17 protein-coding genes and 1 pseudogene are annotated in these 25,011 nt (G+C 63.7%); 13 read left to right on the top strand and 5 right to left on the bottom strand.

Annotation, left to right across the window (positions count from 1 at the left end):
- Nucleotides 1-225: 225 nt before the first annotated feature.
- Nucleotides 226-1,617 (top strand): annotated as a pseudogene (locus ACVOLO_RS15465) (SulP family inorganic anion transporter); the annotation flags it as partial.
- A gap of 258 nt (nucleotides 1,618-1,875) precedes the next feature.
- On the opposite strand, the gene ACVOLO_RS15470 reads toward ACVOLO_RS15465, so the two are convergent.
- Nucleotides 1,876-3,624: an acyl-CoA dehydrogenase family protein gene (locus tag ACVOLO_RS15470; RefSeq protein WP_481571209.1), complete on the bottom strand. Its 1,749-nt coding sequence runs from the start codon at nucleotides 3,622-3,624 to the stop codon at nucleotides 1,876-1,878.
- A 186-nt stretch (nucleotides 3,625-3,810) separates the two neighbouring features.
- Here ACVOLO_RS15470 and ACVOLO_RS15475 point away from each other — a divergent pair, with 186 nt between their 5' ends.
- Together ACVOLO_RS15475 and ACVOLO_RS15480 are read left to right on the top strand one after the other, a co-directional pair.
- On the top strand, nucleotides 3,811-4,731 hold the full coding sequence (locus tag ACVOLO_RS15475) for a hypothetical protein (protein WP_481571210.1): 921 nt from the start codon (nucleotides 3,811-3,813) through the stop codon (nucleotides 4,729-4,731).
- A gap of 225 nt (nucleotides 4,732-4,956) precedes the next feature.
- The gene (locus ACVOLO_RS15480; protein WP_481571211.1) at nucleotides 4,957-6,027 is read left to right on the top strand and encodes a chitinase; all 1,071 of its coding nucleotides are present in this window, start codon (nucleotides 4,957-4,959) and stop codon (nucleotides 6,025-6,027) included.
- Between the two features lie 178 nt (nucleotides 6,028-6,205).
- On the opposite strand, the gene ACVOLO_RS15485 is transcribed toward ACVOLO_RS15480, so the two are convergent.
- On the bottom strand, nucleotides 6,206-6,526 hold the full coding sequence (locus ACVOLO_RS15485) for an ASCH domain-containing protein (RefSeq protein WP_481571212.1): 321 nt from the start codon (nucleotides 6,524-6,526) through the stop codon (nucleotides 6,206-6,208).
- 116 nt (nucleotides 6,527-6,642) lie between these two features.
- On the opposite strand from ACVOLO_RS15485, the gene ACVOLO_RS15490 reads away from it, so the two are divergent.
- The gene (locus tag ACVOLO_RS15490; RefSeq protein WP_481571213.1) at nucleotides 6,643-7,416 is read left to right on the top strand and encodes a lytic transglycosylase domain-containing protein; all 774 of its coding nucleotides are present in this window, start codon (nucleotides 6,643-6,645) and stop codon (nucleotides 7,414-7,416) included.
- A 94-nt stretch (nucleotides 7,417-7,510) separates the two neighbouring features.
- Here ACVOLO_RS15490 and ACVOLO_RS15495 read toward each other — a convergent pair whose 3' ends face one another.
- Nucleotides 7,511-7,963 carry a hypothetical protein gene (locus tag ACVOLO_RS15495; RefSeq protein WP_481571214.1) on the bottom strand — a complete coding sequence of 151 codons (453 nt, stop codon included), beginning with the start codon at nucleotides 7,961-7,963 and terminating at the stop codon, nucleotides 7,511-7,513.
- Between the two features lie 87 nt (nucleotides 7,964-8,050).
- Between ACVOLO_RS15495 and ACVOLO_RS15500 the strand changes: the two genes are divergently transcribed.
- Entirely contained in the window at nucleotides 8,051-10,132 is a 2,082-nt protein-coding gene (locus ACVOLO_RS15500) for an NHL repeat-containing protein (protein WP_481571215.1), read from the top strand.
- 185 nt (nucleotides 10,133-10,317) lie between these two features.
- Here ACVOLO_RS15500 and ACVOLO_RS15505 read toward each other — a convergent pair whose 3' ends face one another.
- Nucleotides 10,318-13,344, bottom strand: a complete 3,027-nt coding sequence (locus tag ACVOLO_RS15505) for a TonB-dependent receptor (RefSeq protein WP_481571216.1) — start codon at nucleotides 13,342-13,344, stop codon at nucleotides 10,318-10,320.
- A gap of 456 nt (nucleotides 13,345-13,800) precedes the next feature.
- Nucleotides 13,801-14,187: a YciI family protein gene (locus tag ACVOLO_RS15510; RefSeq protein ID WP_481571217.1), complete on the bottom strand. Its 387-nt coding sequence runs from the start codon at nucleotides 14,185-14,187 to the stop codon at nucleotides 13,801-13,803.
- Between the two features lie 165 nt (nucleotides 14,188-14,352).
- Between ACVOLO_RS15510 and ACVOLO_RS15515 the strand changes: the two genes are divergently transcribed.
- The 8 genes from ACVOLO_RS15515 to ACVOLO_RS15550 all read left to right on the top strand — a co-directional run bounded on the left by ACVOLO_RS15515 (nucleotide 14,353) and on the right by ACVOLO_RS15550 (nucleotide 24,956).
- Complete coding sequence (locus ACVOLO_RS15515; protein WP_481571218.1) at nucleotides 14,353-14,787, top strand: YciI family protein; 435 nt, start codon at nucleotides 14,353-14,355, stop codon at nucleotides 14,785-14,787.
- Nucleotides 14,788-14,815: 28 nt separating this feature from the next.
- Nucleotides 14,816-15,250 (top strand): VOC family protein, encoded by a 435-nt coding sequence (locus tag ACVOLO_RS15520; RefSeq protein ID WP_481571219.1) that lies wholly within the window; start codon nucleotides 14,816-14,818, stop codon nucleotides 15,248-15,250.
- Nucleotides 15,250-15,657, top strand: coding sequence for a VOC family protein (locus ACVOLO_RS15525; protein WP_481571220.1), 408 nt, complete (start codon nucleotides 15,250-15,252; stop codon nucleotides 15,655-15,657). The genes ACVOLO_RS15520 and ACVOLO_RS15525 overlap by 1 nt, the downstream gene beginning before the upstream one ends.
- A gap of 65 nt (nucleotides 15,658-15,722) precedes the next feature.
- Entirely contained in the window at nucleotides 15,723-16,079 is a 357-nt protein-coding gene (locus ACVOLO_RS15530; protein WP_481571221.1) for a DUF1428 domain-containing protein, read from the top strand.
- 68 nt (nucleotides 16,080-16,147) lie between these two features.
- On the top strand, nucleotides 16,148-17,395 hold the full coding sequence (locus ACVOLO_RS15535; RefSeq protein WP_481571222.1) for an RNA polymerase sigma factor: 1,248 nt from the start codon (nucleotides 16,148-16,150) through the stop codon (nucleotides 17,393-17,395).
- A 326-nt stretch (nucleotides 17,396-17,721) separates the two neighbouring features.
- On the top strand, nucleotides 17,722-20,790 hold the full coding sequence (locus tag ACVOLO_RS15540; protein WP_481571223.1) for a TonB-dependent receptor domain-containing protein: 3,069 nt from the start codon (nucleotides 17,722-17,724) through the stop codon (nucleotides 20,788-20,790).
- A 147-nt stretch (nucleotides 20,791-20,937) separates the two neighbouring features.
- A complete protein-coding gene (locus ACVOLO_RS15545; protein ID WP_481571224.1) occupies nucleotides 20,938-22,587 on the top strand; it encodes a M28 family metallopeptidase in 1,650 nt (549 codons plus the stop codon).
- A 371-nt stretch (nucleotides 22,588-22,958) separates the two neighbouring features.
- Nucleotides 22,959-24,956 carry a WD40 repeat domain-containing protein gene (locus ACVOLO_RS15550; protein ID WP_481571225.1) on the top strand — a complete coding sequence of 666 codons (1,998 nt, stop codon included), beginning with the start codon at nucleotides 22,959-22,961 and terminating at the stop codon, nucleotides 24,954-24,956.
- Nucleotides 24,957-25,011 lie beyond the last annotated feature (55 nt).

A 25,011-nucleotide genomic window follows, 5' to 3' on the forward strand; every position in this document is an offset into this window, starting at 1 on the left:
GGAGTGGCTATGCATGATCTGCCAGGTATCACGCATGCCGCCTGTTGCCCCTCCCTTTGCCGCAGGCAAGGGGAGGGCTGGGGAGGGGGAGATTGCGAACATCTCGTCGTTGCGACTTGGCCCCCAATCCACGGCCAGCGCGCTGCAGCAGGCATAATTCGCGCCCCTCCTTTGATTCCGCCAGTATCCGCCGCTTTCCTCGGCAGGCACCGGCGGCTGGCGCGTATGTCTTTCCTGAACACCGAGCTGGCGCAATGGCGCGCCAATCCGCTGCGTGAAATGCTGGCCGGCGCGGTCGCCACCTTTGCGCTGATTCCCGAAGTCATCGCTTTCTCATTCGTGGCGGGCGTGGACCCGCAGGTCGGCCTGTTTGCCTCGTTCGTGTTGAGCATCGTGATTGCGGTGTTCGGTGGACGCCCGGCGATGATCACCGCCGCTGCCGGTTCGGTTGCCCTGGTGGCTGCGCCGCTGGTCAGTGCGCATGGCTTGCCGTATCTGTTCGCTGCCGGCCTGTTGGCCGGTGTGTTCCAGGTGATGTTCGGCGTACTGCGGCTGGGCGTGTTGATGCGCTTTGTCAGCAGCTCGGTGCGCACCGGCTTCGTCAATGCGCTGGCGATTCTGATTTTCTCGGCCCAGCTGCCACAGCTGCAGGGCGCCACCGCAGTTACCTGGATGATGCTCGGCCTGGGCTTGCTGCTGATCTACGGATTGCTGCGGCTGCCAGTGCCGGGGGTACGGGCGATTCCTTCACCGTTGATCTGCATTGTGGTGTTGAGCGTGCTGGCGTCGTGGCTCAGGTTGGAGCTGCCCACCGTGGCGGATCTTGGCACGTTGCCCGAATCACTGCCGCATTGGCTGGGCCTGCCGGCTCTGCCGTTTGATCTGGATACGCTGCGCATCATCGCCATGCCGGCCCTGGCGATTGCGATGGTCGGTTTGTTGGAGTCGATGATGACTGCGCGCGTGGTTGATGAACTCACCGACACACCCAGTTCCAAGAACCGCGAATGCACCGGCCTGGGTGTGGCGAACATCGCCGCTGGGCTGTTCGGGGGCATCGCCGGCTGCGGCATGATCGGGCAGACCGTGGGCAACGTGAAGTACGGCGGTCGGGGGCGCTTGTCCACCTTGTTTGCCGGCGTGTTCCTGCTGGTGTTGATGGTGCTGCTGAAGCCGTGGGTGGCGCAGGTGCCGGTGATCGCGCTGGTGGCGATCATGGTGATGGTCAGCGTCTCCACGTTCGATTGGCGCAGCCTGGGTGCGCTGGTGCGGCACCCGCGCCTCTCCGGCGTGGTGATGCTGGCGACGGTGGCGGTCACGCTGGGTACGCACAATCTTGCGGCCGGTGTTGGCGTGGGTGTGCTGCTCAGTGGCGTGTTCTTTGCGCTGAAAGTGGCGCGCCTGCTGCAGGTTGAATCACAGGATGAAGCCGATGGGAGCCTGCATTACGCGGTGAGCGGGCAGGTGTTCTTTGCCTCGGCTGATGCCTTCATCGATGCATTCGATCCGCGTGTCGCGGAGGGGCGCGTTGTGGTGATTGATCTGTCGCGTGCGCAGTTGTGGGACATCACCGCCGTGGCCGCGCTGGAGAAGGTGGTGAGTCGCTATCGCCATCACGGCGGAAGGTGGTGAGTCGCTATCGCCATCACGGCGTGAAGCCGCGCGTGCGGGGATTGGATCGCAATGGCCGCATGTTGCTGCGGCGGGTGCTGCGCGAAGGTGCTTTGGCATTGGAGGATGCCTGAGCCCGTAGGAGCGGCCTTGGCCGCGAAGCTACCATGCATCCGCCGCAGGCAACCCCTGCAATTGCAGGAGTGCTGCGATGGACAGCCGTATCGGCTTCGCGGCCGAGGCCGCTCCTACGGCGCTACTTCTTTAGATCACATCCCAGGCATAGCCGCCGCGTTCAAGCACCGAGGTGGCCAGCGATTCGATGATCTCGTCTTCGTTGCGCTCCAGCCCGCGCACATTGCGGGCCATGCGCCGACGCGCCTGGCGGGCGAACAGGCGCGCGATCTGGTTGGCGTCATCGGCTGCCGGGTGATTGGCCTGGATGAGGCTCTCCACGCGCGAGAGCACGCACAGGCCGACGAACAGATCAATGGCGATGTCAGCCACGCGCTTCTGGGCGTGCTGTTGATCGGCGATATGTTTGCCGTGCTTGCGCAGCAGGCGGTCCGATGCCTTGGACAATTCCACGGCATATTTTTCCAGCAGACGCGCCAAGGGGCGCAGGGATTCGTCCAGCGGTGCGCGGATGCGGCCGGTACCGTAGCCGGTGGCCTCGCGCATGCGGCGGCCGGCATAGTCACCCAGCACGCCGAAGCCCTTGATCGGGTCATTGAAGATGCCGCCCACCGCGCTCTGCAGCTCGCTCAGTGTCGCGCCCACGCCCTTCAAGCCATTGAGTGCCACGTACAGGCGCAGAATCTCGTTGGTGCCTTCGAAGATCGAAAGGATGCGGGTGTCGCGCGTCATCTGCTCGTAGGGCAGTTCACGCATGAAGCCGTTGCCGGCGGCAATCTGCAGCGATTCGTAGCAACAGCGTTGCACCGCTTCACTGGCGAATACCTTGCTCATCGCCGCTTCCACCGAGTAGTCGGTACGGCCGCTGTCGATCAGGTGCGCAACCATCCACACCGTGCTTTCGGCGGCGAAGCAGTCGGCGGTCATCTGCGCGATTTTCTCGCGCACCAGGCCGAACTCGGCAATTGCCTGGCCGAACTGTTTGCGCTCACTGGCCTGTGCGCAGGCCATGCGGATCAACGCCCGCATGCCGCCCACCGCGCCGCCGCCCAATCCGGTGCGGCCGCTGTTGAGGATGTTCATCGCCACCTTGAAGCCCTTGCCGACCGGGCCCAGCACATTGGCCGCCGGCACGCGCACGTCGTTGAAGGCCACGGTGGTGGTGGACGAGGCACGGATGCCCATCTTGTCTTCGTGCGGGCCGTGGCTCACGCCGTCCCACTTGGCCTCGACGATGAAGGCGGTGACCTTGCCTTCGGGTGTGTCGGTGCGGGCGAACACGGTGTAGAAATCGGCGATGCCGCCGTTGGTGATCCAGATCTTCTCGCCGTTGAGCGTCCAGGTACCGTCGTCGTTGCGCGTGGCCTTGGTGCGGATGGCCGCGGCATCGGAGCCGGCGCTGGATTCGGTGAGGCAGAACGCGGCAATCATCTCGCCGCTGGCCAATGCAGGCAGGTAGCGCTGCTTCTGTTCATCGTTGCCGAACAGCAGCAGGCCCTTCATGCCGATGGAACTGTGCGCGCCAATGGTCAATGACACCGAGCTGTCATGGCTGCTGGTCTGCCCCAGCACGCGTGCATAGGCGCCGTTGGACAGCTCCAGGCCGCCGTATTCCTCGGGAATGATCAGGCCGAACAAGCCCATCTCGCGCAGCGCCTGGATGAACTCCGGTGGCTGCTCGGCATCGCGGTCGTACTGGCGCAGCTCGGCGGTCTTTTCGCCCAGGAACTGGTCGATGGCGTCGGTCATCGCACCGAGCATCTCGCGGTCGCGTTCGCGGATCTGCGGATAGGGAAACAGGGCATCTTCGGCGATATGGCCGAAGAACAGCTGCTTGGCGATGCTTTCGTCCAGGTTCTGCGATGCAACGTCGTTCACGGAACAGCTCCTTTCACTGCGGGGAGGATCAGCCTTGCTGCAATCATCGCCCACCGCCATGAAAGGATCATCCCCCGGGACGTTGCCATGGCTGGAACTTGCCGTCCTTGCCGTGGTCAGTGTGTTGCGCAGATGTGCCGTGGCAGGGCCGGTAACCGCCTTGCGGAGCTCCCTTGATGGACATGCATGCACTACCGCAGTCAGCCTGAACCTGTGTGGGTACGGACCGTCGCCGGCATCGCCGCGCTGGCGTTCCTGTCGGCGCTGGCGCGCCTGTTGCTGCAGGTGCCTGAGGCGGCACCGACGACGCGTGAGCCGCGCGTGCAATTGCGCTGGCTGCCGCCGGCAGCCGCCCAGCCGCAGCGCGTGGAGCCGCTGTTGATCCCGCTGAAAGCGGCGCCTGATCCGGTTGTGGCGGCCGATCAACCGGCAGGCACGCAGCCGCTTGCTTCCGCTGCAGAGGCATTGCCCGTTGCTGCCGAACCCCGGGATGATCTGCTCAAGCGCCTGTACGGCTCCGATGGCCGGCCCGATCTTCCCGATGCCCCGGCTGAGCGACAGAAGGCGTCAGTGGAGCGAGTGTTCGAGCATCGTGATGAACTGGCCACCGGCGTTGGTGAACGGGCAACGGCGGACCTGTTCAACGGCAAGACCGCAGGCACCCGCCAAACACGCACGCAGCGTGCGCTGTATGGGCGTGACATCCAGGCGGCGGAAGCGCGGCGGCCACCGGAAGTTGCCTTCAACCCGGCTTCGCACGAACGTCCATCGGACCTGGGCAGCGAGGCCACGGGTGACGCTTACAAGGCCGCGCCGATTCGTTTTGAAAAAGTGCCGGACATGAAGGGCGAAGCCAGCCGCCGCATCCGCGCCGCGATCGGCGCACTGGAAGGCCGCTACCCGCGTTGCAGTGGCGAACAGCGCACGCGCTGGTTGGCGCCGGCATTGGCGCACCTGGATACGCTGCAGCGGGTGGAATACCGCTACAACAACGGCGCCGACCCGACCGAAGCCGAACATACCTTGCCCAGCGCCGCCGACAGCGCCTATGACCAGGCCCGTCGCGCCCTGTGGGATGCCGAGCGGCGCATGAAGACCTGCGGGTAACCGCACTGTCCTGCACGAGCCGCCCGGTGCACCGGGATGGCAGCTGGTGTGGCGCCTTGCGCGGAGCCGGATGACAGGATGTCTGTCGTGCTGCGCTGCACTGTGGACATGCCCCGGACAGGGCGGCGACAAACCCGGACAGGTTTCATAACCAATTGTTTTTCTGTGGTTTTATCGGCGAATTGTGTGTCTAGAATCGGGGTTCCTACACGCTCCGGTATTGCGATGAAGTCGATCACCCTGATGTCATGTGTGCTGGCCCTTGCCTCCACTTTCGGTTGCCAGGCCAATACCGCCCCGGCCCCCGCCACGCAGGCAGGTGTTGCCCCCGGCCATAGCCACCCGCTGCCCAAGCACGCGCTGGTGGGCTACCTGCACAACTTCGACAACGGCCAGGGCCTGCTGCCGGTGGCCAAGGTGGACGACAGCTGGGACGTGATCGTGCTGGCCTTCGCCGACGACATGGGCGAGGGCAAGGTGGCCTTGAACCCTGACCGTGCGCTGGACCGCACGCAGCTGATCGCCGATATTGCCGCCAAGCGCGCGCAGGGCAAGATCGTGGTGCTGTCGTTCGGCGGCGAGCTGGGCAGGGTGACGCTCAACACCCAGCGTGACGAGGACAACTTCGTGCGCACCACCGCCGAGGCCATCAACACCTTCGGGCTGGATGGCATTGATATCGACCTGGAAAAGGTGGCCGGTGTGGTGCACGGCGCGCCGGTCACACCGCATCTGATTTCAGCGGTGAAGCGCCTGCATGGCATGTACCCCAACCTGTATGTGTCGATGGCGCCGGAGCACCCGTATGTACAGGGTGGCCTGGTGTCGATGGAAGGTATCTGGGGCGCGTACCTGCCGCTGATTGATGGCCTGCGCGAGGAACTGGATCTGCTGCACGTGCAGCTCTACAACAACGGTGGCCTGCCCACGCCGTACCGCGCGGAAAAGTACCCCGCCGGCAGCGTGGACATGATGGTGGGTTCGGCAAAGATGCTGATTGAAGGCTTTGCGCTGGCCGGCGGCAAAGGCCGCTTTGAAGGCCTGCGCGCCGACCAGGTGGCGCTGGCATTGCCGTCGGGCCTGCGTGCAGCCGGCAATGGCTATGCGACCCCGGCCGACATCAACCGCGCCTTCGATTGCCTGACCACGGCAACGCAGTGCGATGACGTGAAGCCGTCACAGCCGTACCCGGATTTCCGCGGCGTGATGACCTGGTCGATCAACTGGGATGTCAGCGACAACCGCGCATTCTCGCAGCCGGTGGGTGAACATCTGCGCGCGGCCAACGCGCGTTGAAGCATTGCGTTGCCGCGTAGGTGGGGAACAGACCCCCGCCTATGTGGCGGCGCTGTTTCCGCAGGAGCGACCTCGGCCGCGAAACTACCAGTGTCTTTCGGATTGCAGCGTTGGCGCTTCCTGCAACAGGTTCGATGCCGGCTTCGATGCAGTACCGGCTTCGCGGCCGAGGCCGCTCCTACGGCGGCGGCCACTGGAAATGCAGCAGCGTGACCATTTCGTCGGGCATGAAGCCCGGATACAAATGCTGCATCACCGCCAGCAATCCTTCCGGCGTACGACATTGCCGATCGTGCTCATCGCGTAGATCGACGGCGGTCAGTGTGTCGAAGCGGCGTAGATCCGTGATCAGCGATACGGGTGTGGAATGCCGGCCCGGCGCCAGTTCGATGCGTGCCTGCGTAATCCCATGCCAGCGAGCTCCTCGCCGTACGCTGGTGTTGCGCCCGGTATGGAACCGGGGGTTGGCGAAACCGAGCAGGGGCGGGGAATTGGGCATGACCGGCAGTCGTGGGACGGCCGTTCATTCTGGCCGTGAAGGAAGCGGTTTTCATCACCTGCCGTTCAAACGCCGGGGATCAGCATCAGCGCCGTTTCCCCTGATCGGTTTCCGGCATGTCGCGCGCGGCGATGCTTGCAGTGGTGCTGTTGTGGGTGGGCGTGTGTACGCCGTTGCAGGCGCGCACCATCTACCGCTGCGTGCAGAAGGGCACGGTAAGCATGGCCACCGCACCGGAACCCGGCTCCACCTGCAAGGCGATGACGGTGGATGACAACGCGGTGCAGACGCCCAATCTCTGGGGCAATTTTGGTGTGTTCAGCGGCACGCTGTATGAGCGTGAGCAGGACGGCAAGCTGGTGTATTCAACGCGCAATCTGCCGGGCTCGCGCCCGTACCTGCGCTTCACCGTGGCCACACCGCCGGGCGAGCCGGCGCATGAAGGGCTGGGCCGCGTGGGCAGGCCGCAACTGGACCGGCATGCACGGCAGTTCCGCGCTGCCTCGCGGGCGACCGGCGTGGATGATGCCTGGCTGCGTGCGGTGGCGCATGCCGAAAGTGCGTTCGACGAAAAGGCCATCTCCCCCAAGGGCGCGCAGGGGGTGATGCAGTTGATGCCGGAGACGGCCACCGAGTACGGCGTGACCGATCCATTCTCGCCATCCCAATCCATCAACGGCGGTGCGCGTTACATGAAGTCACTGCTGGGCCGCTACAACGGCGACCGCACCCTGGCTGCTGCGGCGTACAACGCCGGCATCGGCGTGGTCACCCGCTACGGTGGTGTGCCGCCGTATGCGGAAACGCGGCACTACGTGGACAAGGTGTTGGCGTTGTACGCGCGCTACCGCGAAGCCATGGGCACCGGCCCGGAGCGGCCGGCGCAGTAGGGCCAGTGCAGGCAGCGGTGTTCCTTCCGATTGATTGCTGTGGGCAAGGGCGCATGGAGTGCACATGCGCCTGGCCTTCGAGCCGTGTCGTGTTCTACGGCAGCTGCAATTGCTTCCAACCCACGTGATGCATCAGTTCACGCACCACCAGCAGTGCGGCGATGAATGCGGGCTGTGCGGGGACGCCCATTGAATGCGCGGGCATGCCGGAGGCAACCTGTGCCACCTGGTTGAAGCTGTATTCCACATCATCGATGCGGATCTGCGGTGCAGCGGAGCGTTCGCGCCCCAGCAGCGACGGCAGCGCAGCAAGTGAATCATCTGCGGCTATCAGAATGTCCAGTGGATGGCTGCGTAGCGCTGCCACGTGCGGCATCAATGCGTCTTCGCTGAGGGCGATGGCGCGCTCCAGTGCCGGCTCCGACGGTGGGAAGCCTTGCAGCCCCGCATCCAGCAGATCATTCAACGACAGCGGCAGCACAATGGCTTGTGCCCCGGCGGGCTGCAGGCGGATGCAGGGTTCATCCATGTACAGGCGGGTATGCATGAGGGTGGGGATATCCGTGGCTTCTGGGAGGTTTCCGCGTGGCCTTGCAACGTCTATGGTGCCTGCTCCGGAATGGGGTGGGTGTGGATGGAACGCAAGTATTGGGTGAGCGCTGTCGTCGTTGTAACCGGGGCCGCGCTGGCTGCCAGTTTCCTGTGGGCGCCGCCGCCGCCGTTGCCCAGCGGCCCGGCACCAACGCCGTTGGGGTGGCGGGCGCAGGTGGGCCTGTTGGGCGGCGACGGTGTCATCGGCAATGCGCAGGGCACGCCGGCACAGACACGCTTCAGTGACCCATGGGGGGTGGCAATCAGCGGCGGCGTGCTGTTCGTGGCCGATGCCGGCGACAACAACCGCATCGTCTACCGCACGCCCGATGGCATGTTCCATGTGCTCGCTGGCGGCCGCGAAGGTTTTGCCGATGGCGTGGGCGATGCTGCGGCGTTCAACACGCCCTCGGGTATTGCAGTGGATGCGCACGGCAACCTGTATGTCGCCGACACCGGCAATCACGCCATCCGCAAGATCACACCGCAGGGGCAGGTGCGTACGCTGGCCGGCAACGGGCGTGCCGGGTTTGCCGATGGCGCCGGGGCGCAGGCGCAGTTCGACGGGCCGATGGGCGTCGCGGTGGGGGCTGATGGGCGTGTCTACGTCGCCGATACCTGGAACGACCGCATCCGTGTGATCGAAACCGATGGCCGCGTGTGGACGCTGGCCGGCGGTGATCGGCCGGCCTGGGTTGATGGCCCGGGCGCGCAGGCACGCTTTGATACGCCGACCGACGTGGCCGTGGATGCGCACGGCAACGTGTGGGTGGCCGACCTGCAGAACAATGCGGTGCGCACGGTTACCCCCGCAGGTGAGGTCAATACCCGGATGGGTGGCCCCGACGGCGCGCGGGTGCTGTGGGGGCCGATGACGTTGGCGCTGGCCCACGATGGCGTGGCATACATCGGCGAGCGGTTGAGCGGCCGTGTGGTGCAGGTATCGGCCAGCGGCCATGTGGTGGCGGTAGCGGGCAATGATGCCGAGCGTTTCGCCCGCCCCGCCGGTGTGGCCGTGGCGGCCGATGGCAGTGTGGTGCTGGCCGATGCCGACGCCCATCGTGTCCATCATCTGCAGCAGCTGCCGGCTGGTACGGTGCCGCAGCTCGCCGAGCTGGGGCCTTCGGCGGAGAACCCGCTGCCGCGCAATCAGGGGCGCTGGCCGCTGGCACCGCAGACCGGCTGGCATGAAGTGACCGGCACGCTGGGCGAAGTGCGCGGCAATTTCAGCGGGGAGAGCCGGCATCATCTGCACAGCGGTTTCGATGTGCGGGGTGACTTGGGCCAGACCGTGCTGGCCATTGCCGCGGGCAAGGTCAGCAGCCCGGCCGCCACCTGGTCGCTGGGCGGGCAGGCCGAAGGATTCTCGCTGGACAAGCTCGACTACATCCACATGAAGGTGGGCCGCGATGCTGGCAACCGCCCGCTCGATGCGGCGCGCTTCCAGTTGCTCAACGATGAAAGCGGGCGGCTTGATCGCGTGCGCGTGCGCCGTGGCACGCGATTCCAGCCGGGCGATGCGCTGGGCAGCATCAACAACCAGGCGCATGTGCACCTGGCGGTGGGGCCGTCGGGCTACGAACGCAATGCCGTGCGCCTGGGCTTCAACAACTACGCCGATCATGTAGCGCCGAAGATTGACGACATCGCGCTGCTGGACAGCTTTGATCAGCGCCTGCGCGACAAGGTGGATGGGCGCTTGCAGGTAGCCCGCGATGGCGGGGGCCTGCAACTGGTGGTCGAAGCCTGGGACCAGGTGGACAACAACCTGCCGCGCCGCCGGCTGGGGCTGTATGCACTGGGCTACCAGATCCTCGATGCGAACAACCGGCCGCTGCCCGGTTACGAGCAGCCGCGCATGAATCTGATCTTCAACCGCATGCCACCGCAGCGCGAAGCGGTGAAGGTCGCCTATGCGGCCGACAGCGGCATCACCGTGCACGGCAACAGCAGCACACGTTTCCGTTATGTGCTGACCAATACCGTGCGCGATGGCCAGCTCGCCACTGGAATGCTGCAACCAGCGGAGCTGCAACCGGGTAACTACACAATCCGCATCACCGCCAGGGACTACAGCGGGAATGAGGCGTCAGCGGGACGCGAGTTGCAGATGTCGGTGCGGTAAATCCTCGCAATCAACGCATGCGAGCGTAGTGCCGAGCCATGCTCGGCAGAGGCTTCACTGGGAACATGTCTGTCAGGTACGTGCTGCACATTGCCGGATCGCCTGGAAGCGCTGAAAAAAAGCCCCGGCATTGAGCCGGGGCTTGAAGTACTTCTTCTAAGAGAGATTACCGTGCAGCGCTACGATCAGAAATCATAGGATGCGGTCAGGCGCACCGAGCGCGGCGCGGTGTAGTACGTACCCATGCCGTAGGTGTTTGACTGCGTGTACGGGCCGGTCTCGAAGGTGGCGTCGGACTGGACCGGCTTCAACTCGTTGAGCACGTTGAACACATCCAAACCGAGAGCCAGCTTGTGGTCGGCAAAGGAGGGGCGATACATCACGCCCAGATCCAGTTGCTTGGTCCACGGCTGGCGACCTGCGTCACCCGGGCGAGACGGCTTGCCATCGCAATAGTGATAGGAAGAACCATAACCATTGAGCGGATCGGTATGGTTCGCGCCGTAGTAGCCCAGGCAGCTCTTGGGCATGCCCGACATGATGCGCAGGGTCGCCGAGGCAGTCCATTCGTCATTGAACTGATAGGCGCCGAAGCCCTTCAGCTGGTGGCGACGGTCGTTGGCCATGTAGCCACCGGCGTACTCCATCAGTACCGAGGAGTCCCAGTCCTGGGTCTTGGAGACGTCATCCTGACCAATGTCGGACTTCACCTGGCCTTCGGTGTTGCCGAAGTTGCGCGACCAGGTGTAATCCAGGCGGCCGTACCACTTGTCGGTCATCGGGTGTTCCAGGAACAGGTCGATGGCGACGTAGTCACGCTTGGCCTTGGTGCCGCCGTAACCCCAGTCCTGGCCATTCATCTGGAACGCGGTGTAGCCCGATCCATCGATGTGCTTGGCACGGAACGTATTGGTCTTGCCCGGATTGAAGATCACGCAGCCCGGGATCTCCAGCCCCGAGGTGTCGACATTCATCGACTGGAGCTTTGCTTCCATCAGGTCGGGATCGCAGATGTCATCGATGGCGGTCTGCAGACGACGGTAAGTGACCTTGGCACCGCTGTTCCACGATTGGCCGATGGTCTTCTCGAAGCCGAGGATCAGTTCATCCTGGTACTGCGACTTCAGGTCGGTCGGTGCAACAGCGGCCGGATCCGGAGTAACGCCATATTCGCCGTTGGACGACACCGGGCCTGGGCCCAGCGCGGTGAGGCCGGTCGGGTTGCCGTTGGCATCGATGCCCGTATAGGTGAAGTACTCACGCGTGAAGGTCGAGGCCGACGCACCGCGGATGGCGACGCTGTTGGGCAGGGCCAGGTAGTAACGGCCCAGGTTGGCAAACACCTTCAGCGAGGAGTCGCCGAACACGTCCCAGCTGGCGCCAAGGCGCGGGGCCCACTGGTCGCCGCTCTCCACGTACGGCACGGCCGCACTGTTGAAGTTGGTGAACTTGTCGTTGCGGACGCCCAGCGTGACCAGCCAGTTCGGCGTGATCTGCCAGTTGTCTTCCACGAAGTAGGCCTTCTGCTTGACCGACATGCTGGTGGTGGTCGAGAACACGTACTTGTATGCGAAGTAGCCGTCACCGCCCGGGGGCGTGATGTTGAAGCCAGGGCTCGGCGATTGGTCCGGGCTGATGCGTGAGTAATACCAGGCGTAACCGGGGCCAGTGATGGTCTGACCTTCGTTGTTGGCGTTGTAGTACATGTTGTCGATACCGGCCTTGAGCTGGTGATCGCCAATGCGGTACTCCAGGTCCACGCGCAGTCCGCGGGTGCTGCTGCCGGCATCACGGGCCTTGGTATCACGGGCAGCCTGATCGTTGCGGATCGGGGTGCCGCCGGTGATGGACGGGTCCTGCAGGTTGACGCCGCTCAGGTACGGGTTCTGCGATTCGCCGGGGTTGTACTGCAGGTTGCTCTGCTTGCTGCGGCCCCAGACTGCACTCAGCGTCAGGTCCTCGGTGAGGTAGCCGGTGTATTTGAAGATGTCGAAGTCATCCTTGATCTTCGTCGTGTCGGAGAAGGTTCCGGTGCGAGCACCTTCCTGCAGCGTGCCGTAGTCAAAGGCAGTGTAGTAGCCGCTGGTCCGGTCGGTATTCTGGATACGGGTGTATTCCAGGGTGTGGTCGTCGGTGATGTTCCAGTCGATCTTGCCGTAGAACTTCGGCGTGTCGATGGTGTAGTTGTTGCGCGCCTGCGTGCTGGACGCAACGCTGTTGGTGGATACGCCATCCTTCTTGTCGGTTTCTGCGGCCAAGTGGATGAACAAACGGTCCTCGATCAACGGGCCGCTGACATAGCCGCTGACCGTGGTACGGCTGGCGGTGTCATTGTTGCGGTAGCGATACAGCGTGCCCGGCCTCTTGTCATCGGTGTACTCGTAGCCCGGTGCCAGCGCGTTGTTCGGATACCAGACATCACGCGGAGATGCCGCCAGCTTGTCAGGTGCCCAGGTGGTCTGGAAGCCGAAGTGCCATTCATTGGTACCGCGCTTGCCCAGCTGGTTGATCACGCCGCCGGTGGAGCGGCCATAACGGGCGCTGTAGCCGCCGGTGTAGGTTTCCTGCTGGTCGATCGAGCCGTAGGGCAGGCCGACACCGCCGATGTTGCTCAACGGATTGGAGGTGTTGAAGCCGTTGAGGTAGTAGGCATTCTCCGTGACGCTGGAGCCACCAAAGGCCAGTACCGTGCGTGAGCCATTGGAGAATTGCTGGCTACCGGCAACAACGCCGGGTGCCAGCAGTGCGATGGATTCGGCGCTGCGGCCCAGCGGCAGCACATCCAGCTGCTCGGAGGTGATGACCGACTTGGAGACGGTGTTGGTGACGTCGATCTTCGGCATATTGGCCGCAGTGACGGTCACCGCATCCAGCGTGGTGGCCCCGCCACCGCCGAAGGAGACCTCGACACCGGCGCCGACGCGCAGCTGCACGTTTTCGCGCTTGTCGATCACGGCGCCATCGCGCTGCAACGTGACCGAGTAGTTGCCGACCGGCAGCGAGCCGAGGTTGTAGCGGCCATTGGCGTCCACCGTGGCGGTGCGCTTGAGGCCGGATTCATTCTGGACCGTGATGGTCGTACCTGCGGCGGCAGGCGCGTTGCCATACAGCGAGCCGGTGGTGCTCTGGGCCGACGCGGCGGCGATGACCGAAGTCAGGATCACCGCGAGCGCTGTGCGCTTCAGTCGGACTGCTTGCTTTGCACTGCTCATTGAATTCCCTTGGTCTTGGAAGCGATTTCGTGCCGGTAGCTGAATAGAGTGAAACTTCCGTTACAGCTGAACGAAATATTAATTTCATTTCTTATTGTTTTGCAATACCAGCTGTAACTATCAATAAGTGCATGAATTTAAAGGATATTGCTAATTCATTTAAAAATGAATGGGCGCTGAGCGGCCTACTGATTTGCCCGCTGTAAGAGAGCTTGGGAGGCACAGTGGCTCTCCCGGTCGCAGCTGAGCGCGACGCCAAGGGCGGATCGGGTACGGGGCTCTTACGGAGAAAACCACGCATGGCAGCCGGCGCAGCCATGCTGATGACGGGCCGAAGTGCCCGTCAGGGAAGAGGTCTGCAACTGCGCGTTGCGCCCCCTTGTTGCCGTTCCCATCGGTGCTGGCAGCACCGCACAGGTGGTGCCAGGAAGGTGTTGCGGGCCCAGCGTGCGGCAATCATCCCGTGGTGAGCATCCCCAATCGCACCCGCTCCGCCTCCAGGTCATCCAGCGGCCGCACCTCAATGCTGCCGTAGGCCGACCACGGGAACTGCTGGGCAATGCGCATGGCTTCATCGGCATCGGTGGCTTCGATCAGGTTGAAGCCGGCCAGCACTTCACGGGTTTCGGCGAATGGGCCATCGATGATGCGTGCCTGGCCCTGGCGGGTGCGCAGGGTCTGTGCGGCGGTGGGCGGTTGCAGCTTCTGTGATGCCAACAGCTTGCCGCTGGCCCGCAACTGGTCGGCATGGGCGATGCAGCGGCGCATCAGCGCGTCGTAGTCGGTTGCCGGCAGGGCTTCCAGCAGGGTCGGTTCGATGTAGATCAGCAACAGGAATTTCATCGTGCGTGCCTGGCGTCGGGAAGGCGGCCATCTTGCCGCATGTGTCTCGCTGCATTGCCGCATTAATGCGTTCAGAAAAATCCTGTGCGGCGCTGTCGAGAATCCCTGCGCTGGATCGTCGTATCGGATGTGAGCCGGCAATGGGCCGGCGACGGAGACATGGCGATGAAAGTGATTGTCCTGGTGAAAGCCAACGCCGATACCGAGGCCGGGGTGATGCCCAGCGAAGCGGAGCTGGCGGCGATGGGCGCGTTCAACGAGCAACTGGTGAATGCCGGAATCATGCTGGCCGACGAGGGCCTGCATCCCAGCGCCAAGGGCGTGCGCGTGCGCTTTGACGGGGCGACCGGGCGCAGCGTGATTGACGGCCCGTTCGCCGAGACCCGCGAACTGGTGGCCGGGTTCTGGCTATGGCAGGTGCACTCGATGGCCGAGGCCGTGGAGTGGCTCAAGCGCGCCCCGTTCAACGCCGAAGGCAGCGAGCCGGTGGAGGTGGAGATCCGCCCGATCTTCGAAGACGCGGATTTCGGTGAGGCCTTCACTCCGGAATTGCGTGCGCAGGAGCAACGTCTGCGTGACCGCATCGGCCAGAACAACTGATCCCATTCATACCGCGAGGAGCACGACCATGAAACTGATTCCGTTCCTGGGTTTCAACGGCAATACCCATGAAGCCATGGCGTTCTACGCCAAGGCGCTGGGTGGCAAGGTGGTCTCGGAAATGAAATATGGCGACATGCCGTCCAGCCCCGAAATGGATGGCGAGGGCTGCGCTGGCTTCAACCCCACGCCGGACCAGGTGGCGCACAGCCTGGTCGAGGTCGGTGGCGCGATCCTGATGGCCGCCGATGGCTCACCAGCCGATGGGCAGACCGCCACCACCATCAATGTCGATGTGGACAGCATCGAAGAGGCCGAGCGCGTGTTTGCCGCACTGGCCGAAGGTGGGCAGGTGCAGATGCCGCTGGCCGAGACGTTCTGGGCCAAGCGCTGGGGCATGCTGGTGGACCGTTACGGCAAGCCGTGGATGGTCAATTGCATGAAGCCGATGGAGGGTGGCTGATGACGACCACGCCACAGATGATCTTCGTCAACCTGCCGGTGCGTGACCTGGACGCTTCAAGGGCTTTCTTCGCTGCACTGGGTTACAGCTTCAACCCGCAGTTCAGTGACGAGAACGCCGCCTGCATGGTCATCAGCGACAGCATTTTCGTGATGCTGCTGGTGGAGCCGTTCTTCCAGACCTTCACCAACAAACCGCTCAGCGATGCGCGCAGGCAGACCGAGGTCATCACCTGCCTGTCGGCCGACAGCCGGGCGGCGGTCGACAAACTGGTGGACAAGGCCCTGGCGGCCGGCGCCAGTGAGCCGCAGCCGGCACGCGACTACGGCTTCATGTACCAGCGCGGCTTCCAGGATCTGGACGGCCACCTGTGGGAGATCGCCCACATGGATGGCGAGCCGGGTTGAATCACTGCGTGACCGCCTCGCCGTGGGGCGGTCAACGTGCAGACAACGCTACGAAGGAGACACGTATGAGTTACGTCGATGGATTCGTATTGCCGGTGCCGCAGGAGCGCTTGCCTGAGTATCGCCGCCTGGCGCGCAAGGCCGGCGCGGTGTGGAAGGAACATGGTGCGCTGGCTTACCTGGAAGCGGGGGCTGATGACGTCAAGCCGGGCAAACACACCTCGTTCCCGCAGGCGGTCAAGTTGAAGGAAGGCGAAGTGGTGGTCTTTGCCTATGTGGTCTACCGCTCGCGTGCGCATCGCGACCGCGTCAATGCCAAGGCAATGGCTGATCCACGCCTGGCGTGCATGGATGCCAAGACCATGCCGTTCGACGGCAAGCGCATGTTCTGGGGCGGCTTCAAGACCTTCATCGATCTGTGAATACGGGCAGAGGGTGCTGGGCGCTGTTGCTTGCGCGCATGCCGGGGCAGTGATGTGATCACTGCCTGATGAAACATGCAGATCTCCAGCAACAGCTCGACACGTTGTGGCGAATGGAGTCGCCACGCCTGGTCGCGCGCCTGGCCCGCATGCTGGGCGACCTGGACAGCGCCGAGGAGCTGGCCCAGGACGCCCTGGTCGCCGCGCTCGAACACTGGCCGCAACAGGGCATTCCCGACAATCCAGCCGCATGGCTGATGGCTACCGCGCAGCGGCGTGCCATCGACCGCCTGCGGCACCTGCGTCTGCACGCGCAGCGGCAGGCGCAGGTGCTGGACGAACTGCAGGATCACGTCATGGGTGCGGATGCGCACGATCACATGGATGACATCGGCGACGACCTGCTGCGGCTGGTGTTCGTTGCCTGCCATCCGCTGTTGCCGGCCGAAGCACGTGTCGCACTGACCCTGCGCCTGTTGTGCGGCCTGACCACGCATGAAATCGCGCGTGCGTATCTGCAACCGGAGCCCACCGTTGCCCAGCGCATCGTGCGCGCCAAGCGCCTGCTTGCCGAGCGGCAGGTGCCGTTTGAGGTGCCGCGTCGCAACGAGTTGGCGCAGCGCCTGCAGTCGGTGCTGGAGGTGGTCTATCTCGTTTTCAACGAAGGCTATGCAGCCAGTGCCGGTGATGACTGGACGCGGCCGGCGTTGTGCGAAGAAGCGCTGCGGCTGGCGCGCGTGCTGGCGGGGTTGATGCCCAATGCGGTTCCGGTGCTGGGCCTGCTTGCCTTGATGGAACTGCAGGCCTCGCGGTTGCGCGCGCGTGTCGGTGCTGACGGCGCAGCCGTGCTGCTGCTGGAGCAGGACCGCAGCCGCTGGGATTGGCTGCAGATTGGACGCGGCCAGGCCGCGTTGGAAAAAGCATTGGAGCTGCACGGCGGCGATGATCCGTATGTATTGCAGGCGGCCATTGCCGATTGCCATGCGCGTGCGCGGCGTGCCGAGCACACCGACTGGCAGCGCATTGCCACGCTGTACGCACGCCTGGGCGAAGTGATGCCCTCGCCGGTGATTGAACTCAACCGCGCCATGGCCGTGGCCCAGGCGCAGGGTGCCAGCGTGGCGTGGCCGCTGGTTGAGGCGCTGCAGAACGATGAGCGCCTGCAGGGCTATGCGCCCCTGGCGGCGGTGCGCGGCGACCTGTTGGCCCGCCTCGGCCGCCATGACGAAGCGCGGGCGGCCTTTGAACAGGCCGCCGAACTCAGTGGCAATGCCCGGGAGCGCGCGGTGCTTCGCGCGCGTGCAGCCTCGGTGTAACCAAAAAACGGTGGGAACAACCGGGTGCTGGGCAGGCGTTGAGGCCTGCTTGGCCCTTTGGCATGCCTGCACGTTCTGGCAAAGGGGATCAGACGTAACTATTTGATTTCATGAACAGGAGGGGCTTGGATCAGCCCCGCCTCACCCCATCCAGTTATTTGTTAATTAGATGAACGGAAATTTAAATTGCTGAATTCCACTTAAATTTATTGTTAACGAGTTGTTCAGCGATTTATATTTCCGTTGTCCTTCCGTTCAGGTTGGGCGAAATCCTTGAAGTCTATTCCGTTGTTTTGGTCATTTTGGCTCAGAGAGAGGAGTAACAGATGGCTTCACATTACGTTTCCAGAGGACTCAAACGCAGCGCATTGACGGTCGCGTTGGGCCTGTGCGTTGCAGGCGGCGTTCATGCGCAGAACACGACGGGCAACATCGCCGGCACGGTGCCGGCGGGCTCCAGCGTGACCATCGTCAACAACAGCGGCTTGAACCGCACCATCACCGCAGATGCGAATGGGCGCTACAACGCCAGCAACCTGCCGGTGGGTAGCTACACGGTGACTGTCGGCGGCAGCAAGCGTGACGTCGTGGTGACGGTTGGCAATACCATCAATGTGTCTTTCGGTGGCGGAAATGCGACTACCTTGGACACCGTGAGTGTCACAGCTACCGCAGCCAATGCCATTGACGTGCGCACCGTGTCTACGAGCACCGTAATCACTGCGCAGGATCTGCAGCGCCTGCCGCTGACCCGTTCCGCCGAGGCGATTGCCATGCTGGCGCCGGGCGCGGTGGCGGGCAACAGCGTGTGGTTTGGCAATGCGGTGTCGCTTGGCGGCGCCAGCGTGGCCGAGAACGCTTACTACATCAACGGCTTCTTCACCGGCAACCCGATGACCAACGTGGGTGGCTACACGCTGCCTTATGGCTCGATCGAACAGCAGGAGACCTATACGGGTGGTTACAGCGCCAGGTACGGCCGCTCCGATGGTGGCGTGATCAACCAGATCGGCAAGAGCGGCAGTAACGAGTTCCATTTCGGCGCGCAAGTCACCTGGACGCCGAAGGGGCTGCGCGAGGGGGCGCCGAACCGCTACTACCCGAACGCGACGCTGCCGCCGGGTTATGCCTACGAGGATGATTCGGTCCCGGGCCAGCTTTTCAGCCGTGGTGATCGCAACAAGAGCTGGAGTCAGACCTACAGTGCCTATGTCAGCGGTCCGCTGATCAAGGATCGCCTGTTCGGCTTCATTTCGGCCGAGCAGGAAAAGAGCGAGGCCGATACGTTCCCGACGGCGGTAGGCGCGCCGCAGGTCCTGAATGACACCACCAAAAATCCCAAGCTCTACGCCAAGTTGAACTGGAATATCACCGACAACCATCTGTTGGAGATGACCTATATGGCGCAGCGCTACCGCTACAGCGGTAGCTACTCTGACTATGATTTCGAAGAGAACACTGTTGGTGAGCGCAACGGCGCGGTGCCCAATGAGGTCCGGGAGAACGATGAGTTCTCGATCCTCAAGTACACCGGCTATCTCACCGAGAACCTGACGGTGAACGCGATGTACGGTCACTCGCGCCTTCGCTACAGCAGCATCCCGACGCTGACGGGTTTTGCGCGTGTTTCCAGTGCGAATCTGCAGAACAAGGCCTACTGGCCGGCGGGTACGCCGAACAGTGGTATCACCAATCCCCAGGTTGCCAGCAACGGCACGCCGGGGGCCAGCGATTACGGTGACGGACTGCGCCTTGAGCTGGAATATGTTCTGGGCGACCACACCCTCACCGCAGGTATCGACAACCAGAAGTTCGAGGCCAAGAACGAGGGTGTTGACCAGTTGGTGGATCGCTGGATTTATCACAGCACCAATGCGCCGAACAACCCGATCAACCGTACGCTGGATGTGGGCGCGCCGGGTTCCCAGTACTACGTGCGCAAGTACATCTACAGCAACTCCACCAGCATGTCGCTTGAGCAGAAGGGCTGGTACCTGGAAGACAAGTGGCAGGTCACCGACAACCTGTTGCTGTCGCTCGGCATCCGCAACGACCAGTTCACCAACAAGAACAACACGGGCGCCGCTTATGTGGACACAGGTGATCAGTGGGCACCGCGCCTGGGCTTCAGCTGGGACGTAAAGGGGGATTCCTCGTTCAAGATCTTCGGTAATGCGGGTCGTTATTACCTGGCACTGCCGCAGGCTGTGGCAGTGCGCGGCGCGTCCTCGTCGATCTTCACCAGTGAGTACTTCACCTATTCGGGAATCGACGCCAACGGTGTTCCGACCGGGTTGACGCCGATCCTGAACCTGGCCGGCACCGGGCCCGCGGGCCCGGTTTCGTCCAACCATGAAACCGGCCAGCCCAAGGACGCCGGCAGCTTCGCACCGACCGACTTGAAGTCGTCCTATCAGGACGAATTCATCCTCGGTTTTCAGGCTCAGTTGAATGAGCACTGGAACTACGGCGCCAAGTTGACGTACCGCGATCTGAAGGCCGCGATGGATGACACCTGCGATGCCCCGGCAATGGAAGCCAAGCTGACCAAGATGGGCATTGACCCGTCAACCGTGGCCATCCCGGGTTCCACTGGCATCGACGGTGGCTGCTTCATCGTCAACGTGGGCGACAGCAATACCTTCAAGTTCGCCAACAAGGACGGAAACGGCTACACCCAGTTCCGCATGACCCCGGACGATTGGGGTTGGACGGTTCCGATGAAGCGCACCTACAAGGCGGTGGACCTGTTCCTGGAACACCCGTTCGACGGCAAGTGGGAAGCGCGGGTGGATTACACCTACAGCAAGAGCCAAGGCAACATGGAAGGCCCGGCCAACTCCGATTCCGGTCAGGGTTCGGCGTCGCATGACAACGGTGTTTCCACCAGCGTCAACTGGGACGGTCCGGCGTTCATGTACTACTCGATGGGTTATCTGCCGAATGACCGGCGCCACCAGATCAAGATGCGTGGCAGCTACGCGTTGACGCCGGAATGGCTGGTCAGCGGCAGCGTGCGCATCCAGTCGGGCATGCCGATCACCTGCTGGGGCTACTTCAATGACCAGGGTGGCGATCCGGCGCAGAACGAGACCGATCCGGTGGGCTACGACGGCTCGTATTACCACACCTGCTTCGGCGAAGCCTCGCCTCCGGGCAAGAAGTTCGCGCCGTGGACCAAGCGTGTCGATCTGGGGGTGACGTACCGTCCATCGTTCGCCGAGGACAAGCTGGCGGTTTCGCTGAACGTGATGAACCTGTTCAACGAGCGCAAGCCGACTGCCATCGACGGCGAAACCGAGACGTCTGTGGCCACCGTCAGCAACACTTACAACATGCCCCTGCGCTTTGCGACTCCGCGCTACGTCATGATGAACGTGTCCTACGACTGGTAAGCCAGCTCCGCTGTAGTCGTTCAACCCTGAGCCGGCCTTCGTGAGAGGGCCGGTTCTTTCTTGTCCGTGCCCATGTATTCCGACACTGCCCGCTGAGCCGTGCTGCTGGCTACACTCCAACGGTTGCCTGACCAGTGGAGAATCAGTGTGAAGCGAGTAGTAATCAGCCTGTTGGCGATGTCGGTGTCCACCGCCTTGATGGCCGCACCGCCCAAATTTGACGGCGCGCGGATTTCCGCCGATGTGAAGGAGCTGTCCTCCGACGCCTACGAAGGCCGCTCACCGGCCTCGGCCGGCGAGGAAAAAACCATTGCCTACCTGAGCCAGCAGTTTGCTGATGCCGGTCTGCAGCCGGGCGGTGACCTGAAGGACGGCAAGCGTCTGTGGACGCAGGCGGTACCGCTGCTCAAGGGCGATATCGTCGGCAAGCCGCAGCTTGTGCTGACCAGCCAGGGCACGCCGCAGACGCTGACCCAGGGCCAGGAAGTTGCCGTGCGTGCGGCGATGAACGGCGACAGCCAGGTGGCCATCAGCAACGCGCCGCTGGTGTTCGTCGGCTATGGCGTCAAGGCCGCCGAGCGCAACTGGGACGATTTCAAGGGCGTGGACCTGAAGGGCAAGATCGCCGTGGTGCTGATCAACGACCCGGATTTCGAGAGCGGTGCCGGCGACTTTGACGGCAAGGGCATGACCTACTACGGCCGCTGGACCTACAAGTACGAAGAAGGCGCGCGCCAGGGCGCGGCCGGCGTGCTGATCGTCCACGAAACAGAACCGGCATCCTATGGCTGGGCAACGGTGGCCGGTTCCAACACCAACACCATGTTCGACGTGGTGCGCGACAACCCGGCTGAGGCGCATCCGGCGCTGGAAGGCTGGCTGCAGCGCGATCTGGCAGTGGCCATGTTCAAGCGCGCCGGCCTGGATTTCGAGGCGCTGAAGAAGCAGGCACAGTCGCGTGATTTCCAGCCGGTGGAACTGCGGGGCGAAACCTTCTCGGCCAACTACCAGGTCAAGAACGAAGTCATCACCTCGCACAACGTGGCCGCGCGTCTGGAAGGCAGCAGCCATGCCGACGAAACCATCATCTACAGCGCGCATTGGGACCATATCGGTGTTGGCGAGCCGGACGCACGTGGCGACCGCATCTTCAACGGTGCCATGGACAACGCCAGCGGCACCGCCGCACTGGTCGAACTTGCGCGTGGTTTTGCCAAGCAGCCGCAACCGCAGCGTTCGGTGCTGTTCCTGGCGGTCACGGCCGAGGAAAAGGGCCTGCTTGGCTCGGAGTACTACGCCAGCCACCCGTTGTATCCGCTGTCCAAAACGGTGGCGGTGATCAACATGGACGGCATGGCGCCGTACAGCCCGTCGCGTGACTTCGGCATCTACGGCTCGGCGAAGATGGAGCTGCTGGACCAGCTGAAGGACGTCGCCAAGGGTTGGGACATCCGCTACACGCCGGACCCGAAGCCGGAAGCCGGTTTGTTCTTCCGCTCCGATCACTTCCCCTTTGCCAAGCGCGGCGTGCCGGCACTGTCGTACGCAGCCGGGCAGGACTGGATTGACGGCGGCGTTGCAGCCGGCAAGAAGGCCTCCGACGACTACACCGCCAAGCGTTACCACCAGCAGGGCGACGAATGGCAGGCCGACTGGACCTTTGCTGGCGCTGTGCGTGACCTGGAAGTGGTTTACACCCTGGGCGAACAGCTGGCCAATTCACGCAGCTGGCCGAACTGGAGCCAGGAAGAGGCGTTCCGCGCGGTACGTGATGCGAGTGCTGGCGAACGCAAGTAAGTGCTCAAGGCCCCTCTCCCGCACGCGGGGTGAAAGGAGCAGCTTGCGAACCACGGGTTCGCTGCTCCTTGAACGACCTTGCGCAAGGGCCGGGGCGCGGAGCGGGGCTTGGGGTGAGGGCAGGGGTGCCCCAGTCATCTACGCAAGCCAGGAAGAAACACCAGCAAGCCCGCTCAAAGCCACCCCTCCCCAACCCTCCCCTTGCCTTCGGCAAAGGGAGGGGGCTCACAGCCTTGTCGCGCTGCGTATTGTTCAAGACGCATCTTCCGCACGCAGGGTGAAGGCAGCTTTCCGCTTGCCTTGCCATTGATTCGCGCCCTCTTCAACCTCACTCACCTACCATCGGCGCGTGCAGCAGCCAAGGAGCAGGGATGTCGAACAAAGGTGTGTGGGGCGTGATGTTGTGGTTGGCGGGGGTCGCTGCCCCGCTGGGGGCCGATGCGGCGACCTTGCCGCCGAACTGGCAGATCCTGCCAACGCCCCCGGATCTGGCCGAGGACGGCCTTCCCGCCGCGCTGCGCACACCCGAGCTGGGCAAGGACGGCAAGCGCCTGCCACGGGTGCAGATGGTCGTGGACCTGCCGTTCGCGCAGGTGTTGCCGGTGGTGCAGTCGGCACTGAAACCGATGGGCACGCTGGTCGGGGAGCTCGACAGCAACCAGGTGGCGCGTATTGGCCAGGGCTGGGGCGATGTACTGATGGCGCGCCGGCCCGAACTGGTGCGCGAGTACCTGCGTGACTACGAGTTGCCGCAATTGCAGCAGTACGTCAGCGAAGGGGCGTTGCTTGAATCGGAGATTCCCGTGCGCATGGCCCGGCTTGAGCGGAATTTCCGTTTCGAAGGGCGCGGGGAACGCATGCCTGCGTTGCAGGGTGCCTTCAGCTACTGGACCGGCAGCAGCGAGCAGCGCCACGGCGCAATGGGGCGCAGCAAGGGTACGGTGCATGTCCGGGTGACCCAGCTGGATGCGGTGATGGGCAAACCCGCCACCGCTGTCACCCTGTGGCGCACGGACGACTGGCCCAATCCCGATGGCGGCATCGTCGGGCAGTTGCGTGCGCTGGCCAACAGCAACATTTTGAGCAGCGGCCCGCAGAAGCGGATCCAGCGCAACAGCGTGCCGCAGCCGGTGTTCAACCCGGTGTTTGAAGCATTGAGCGCGCTGCCGGGCGCGGGGCTGCGGATGGGCGCGGACGCATCGGAGTGGATTGCGCCACCGGCGCCGGTGGCATCCATCATCGAGCCGCAGCTACAGGCGCCGGATGCCGGCGCAGCGGGCGTCAAGGCCAACCCCGTGCTGCGCATCGAGCAGGTGCTGGCACGCAAGACCTTCGAAGCCGATGGCATGCAGGTGCTGGCCGATGGCAGCGCCCTGCTGGTGCAGAACTACCCCTTTACCTTGATGCACTGGTCGCCTGCCGATGGCGACGCACCGCGCACCCTGTGGACCTCGCCACAGCAGAGTGTGGGCCGCTGGCAGCTGTCGGCCGATATCCCCGCGCAGGTGGCGTATCTGCGGGTGGATGGGCAGGTGGCACGCTACGACACCGCCCAGTCCTCGCTGGTCTGGCATCGGTTGGCGTTTGACCAGAAGGGCGTGCTCGGCGACAGCTACGTCCGTTACATCCACGATGGCAACGGCATTCCGCTGGCGTACCGGCGTGACTACACGGGCCTGCGCGAAACCTTCAAGGTATGGGCACCGGACCGACCGTCCGACAATGCCGGAGCCCCCTGGAACTACACACTGCGCTGGGCTTCGCCACGCCAGCACGTGATGCGCGGGAACCTCCCCGGCAACCTGCAGGTCAAGCCGGTGCAGTGGGACGGCCCGTTGGCCAACACCTGGATTGAGGATGTGTTCGGCCTCGCCGAGCTGGATGGCGACAGTGGCCGGGTGCTGCGGGTGGTGCCGCTGCCGCGTCGCTTTGGTGGCGTGGATACGCAGGAAGACATTGGCATGACGCAATGGACGCCGGAACCGTTTGGTTCGATCAAGGGGCGCTGGATCGCCGTCGGCTTCGTGTTGATGGACGGTGAGCAGCGCAACCCCGGCATGCATGTGGTCGACGTGGACAGCGGCAAGGTACGCCATTCATTGACCCTGCCCGGATTGGATTCACTCAAGGTCGCCGCCGGCTCACCGGACGGCCGCCTGCTCGCGCTGGGCAGCGCCGGCCGCGGTGTGGCGGCCGTGTTGTGGAACCTGGACAGCGGCCGCTCGTTGACCCTGCAGGCGGACCGCAGCAGTTGCTCGGAGCTGCGCCAGTTGCAGTGGAGTCCCGATGGCGAGCGCCTGTGGGGGCGTTGTGTCAACGCACTGGTGCAGTGGGAGCTGCCTTCTGCCTGGCAGTCGCGCCGGCAATGAGTGGTCGGCGAACAAACGCACCACGCACGCTCACCACCCGCGACATTCCGCAGGT

Source organism: Stenotrophomonas sp. STEN056 (assembly GCF_056759635.1).

What these genes read in the sequence shown, in the direction of transcription:
- ACVOLO_RS15475 (WP_481571210.1), top strand. Translation starts at nt 3,811, where the DNA reads ATGCACTACCGCAGTCAGCCTGAACCTGTGTGGGTACGGACCGTCGCC.
- ACVOLO_RS15480 (WP_481571211.1), top strand. Translation starts at nt 4,957, where the DNA reads ATGAAGTCGATCACCCTGATGTCATGTGTGCTGGCCCTTGCCTCCACT.
- ACVOLO_RS15485 (WP_481571212.1), bottom strand. Translation starts at nt 6,526, where the DNA reads ATGCCCAATTCCCCGCCCCTGCTCGGTTTCGCCAACCCCCGGTTCCAT.
- ACVOLO_RS15490 (WP_481571213.1), top strand. Translation starts at nt 6,643, where the DNA reads ATGTCGCGCGCGGCGATGCTTGCAGTGGTGCTGTTGTGGGTGGGCGTG.
- ACVOLO_RS15495 (WP_481571214.1), bottom strand. Translation starts at nt 7,963, where the DNA reads ATGCATACCCGCCTGTACATGGATGAACCCTGCATCCGCCTGCAGCCC.
- ACVOLO_RS15500 (WP_481571215.1), top strand. Translation starts at nt 8,051, where the DNA reads ATGGAACGCAAGTATTGGGTGAGCGCTGTCGTCGTTGTAACCGGGGCC.
- ACVOLO_RS15505 (WP_481571216.1), bottom strand. Translation starts at nt 13,344, where the DNA reads ATGAGCAGTGCAAAGCAAGCAGTCCGACTGAAGCGCACAGCGCTCGCG.
- ACVOLO_RS15510 (WP_481571217.1), bottom strand. Translation starts at nt 14,187, where the DNA reads ATGAAATTCCTGTTGCTGATCTACATCGAACCGACCCTGCTGGAAGCC.
- ACVOLO_RS15515 (WP_481571218.1), top strand. Translation starts at nt 14,353, where the DNA reads ATGAAAGTGATTGTCCTGGTGAAAGCCAACGCCGATACCGAGGCCGGG.
- ACVOLO_RS15520 (WP_481571219.1), top strand. Translation starts at nt 14,816, where the DNA reads ATGAAACTGATTCCGTTCCTGGGTTTCAACGGCAATACCCATGAAGCC.
- ACVOLO_RS15525 (WP_481571220.1), top strand. Translation starts at nt 15,250, where the DNA reads ATGACGACCACGCCACAGATGATCTTCGTCAACCTGCCGGTGCGTGAC.
- ACVOLO_RS15530 (WP_481571221.1), top strand. Translation starts at nt 15,723, where the DNA reads ATGAGTTACGTCGATGGATTCGTATTGCCGGTGCCGCAGGAGCGCTTG.
- ACVOLO_RS15535 (WP_481571222.1), top strand. Translation starts at nt 16,148, where the DNA reads ATGAAACATGCAGATCTCCAGCAACAGCTCGACACGTTGTGGCGAATG.
- ACVOLO_RS15540 (WP_481571223.1), top strand. Translation starts at nt 17,722, where the DNA reads ATGGCTTCACATTACGTTTCCAGAGGACTCAAACGCAGCGCATTGACG.
- ACVOLO_RS15550 (WP_481571225.1), top strand. Translation starts at nt 22,959, where the DNA reads ATGTCGAACAAAGGTGTGTGGGGCGTGATGTTGTGGTTGGCGGGGGTC.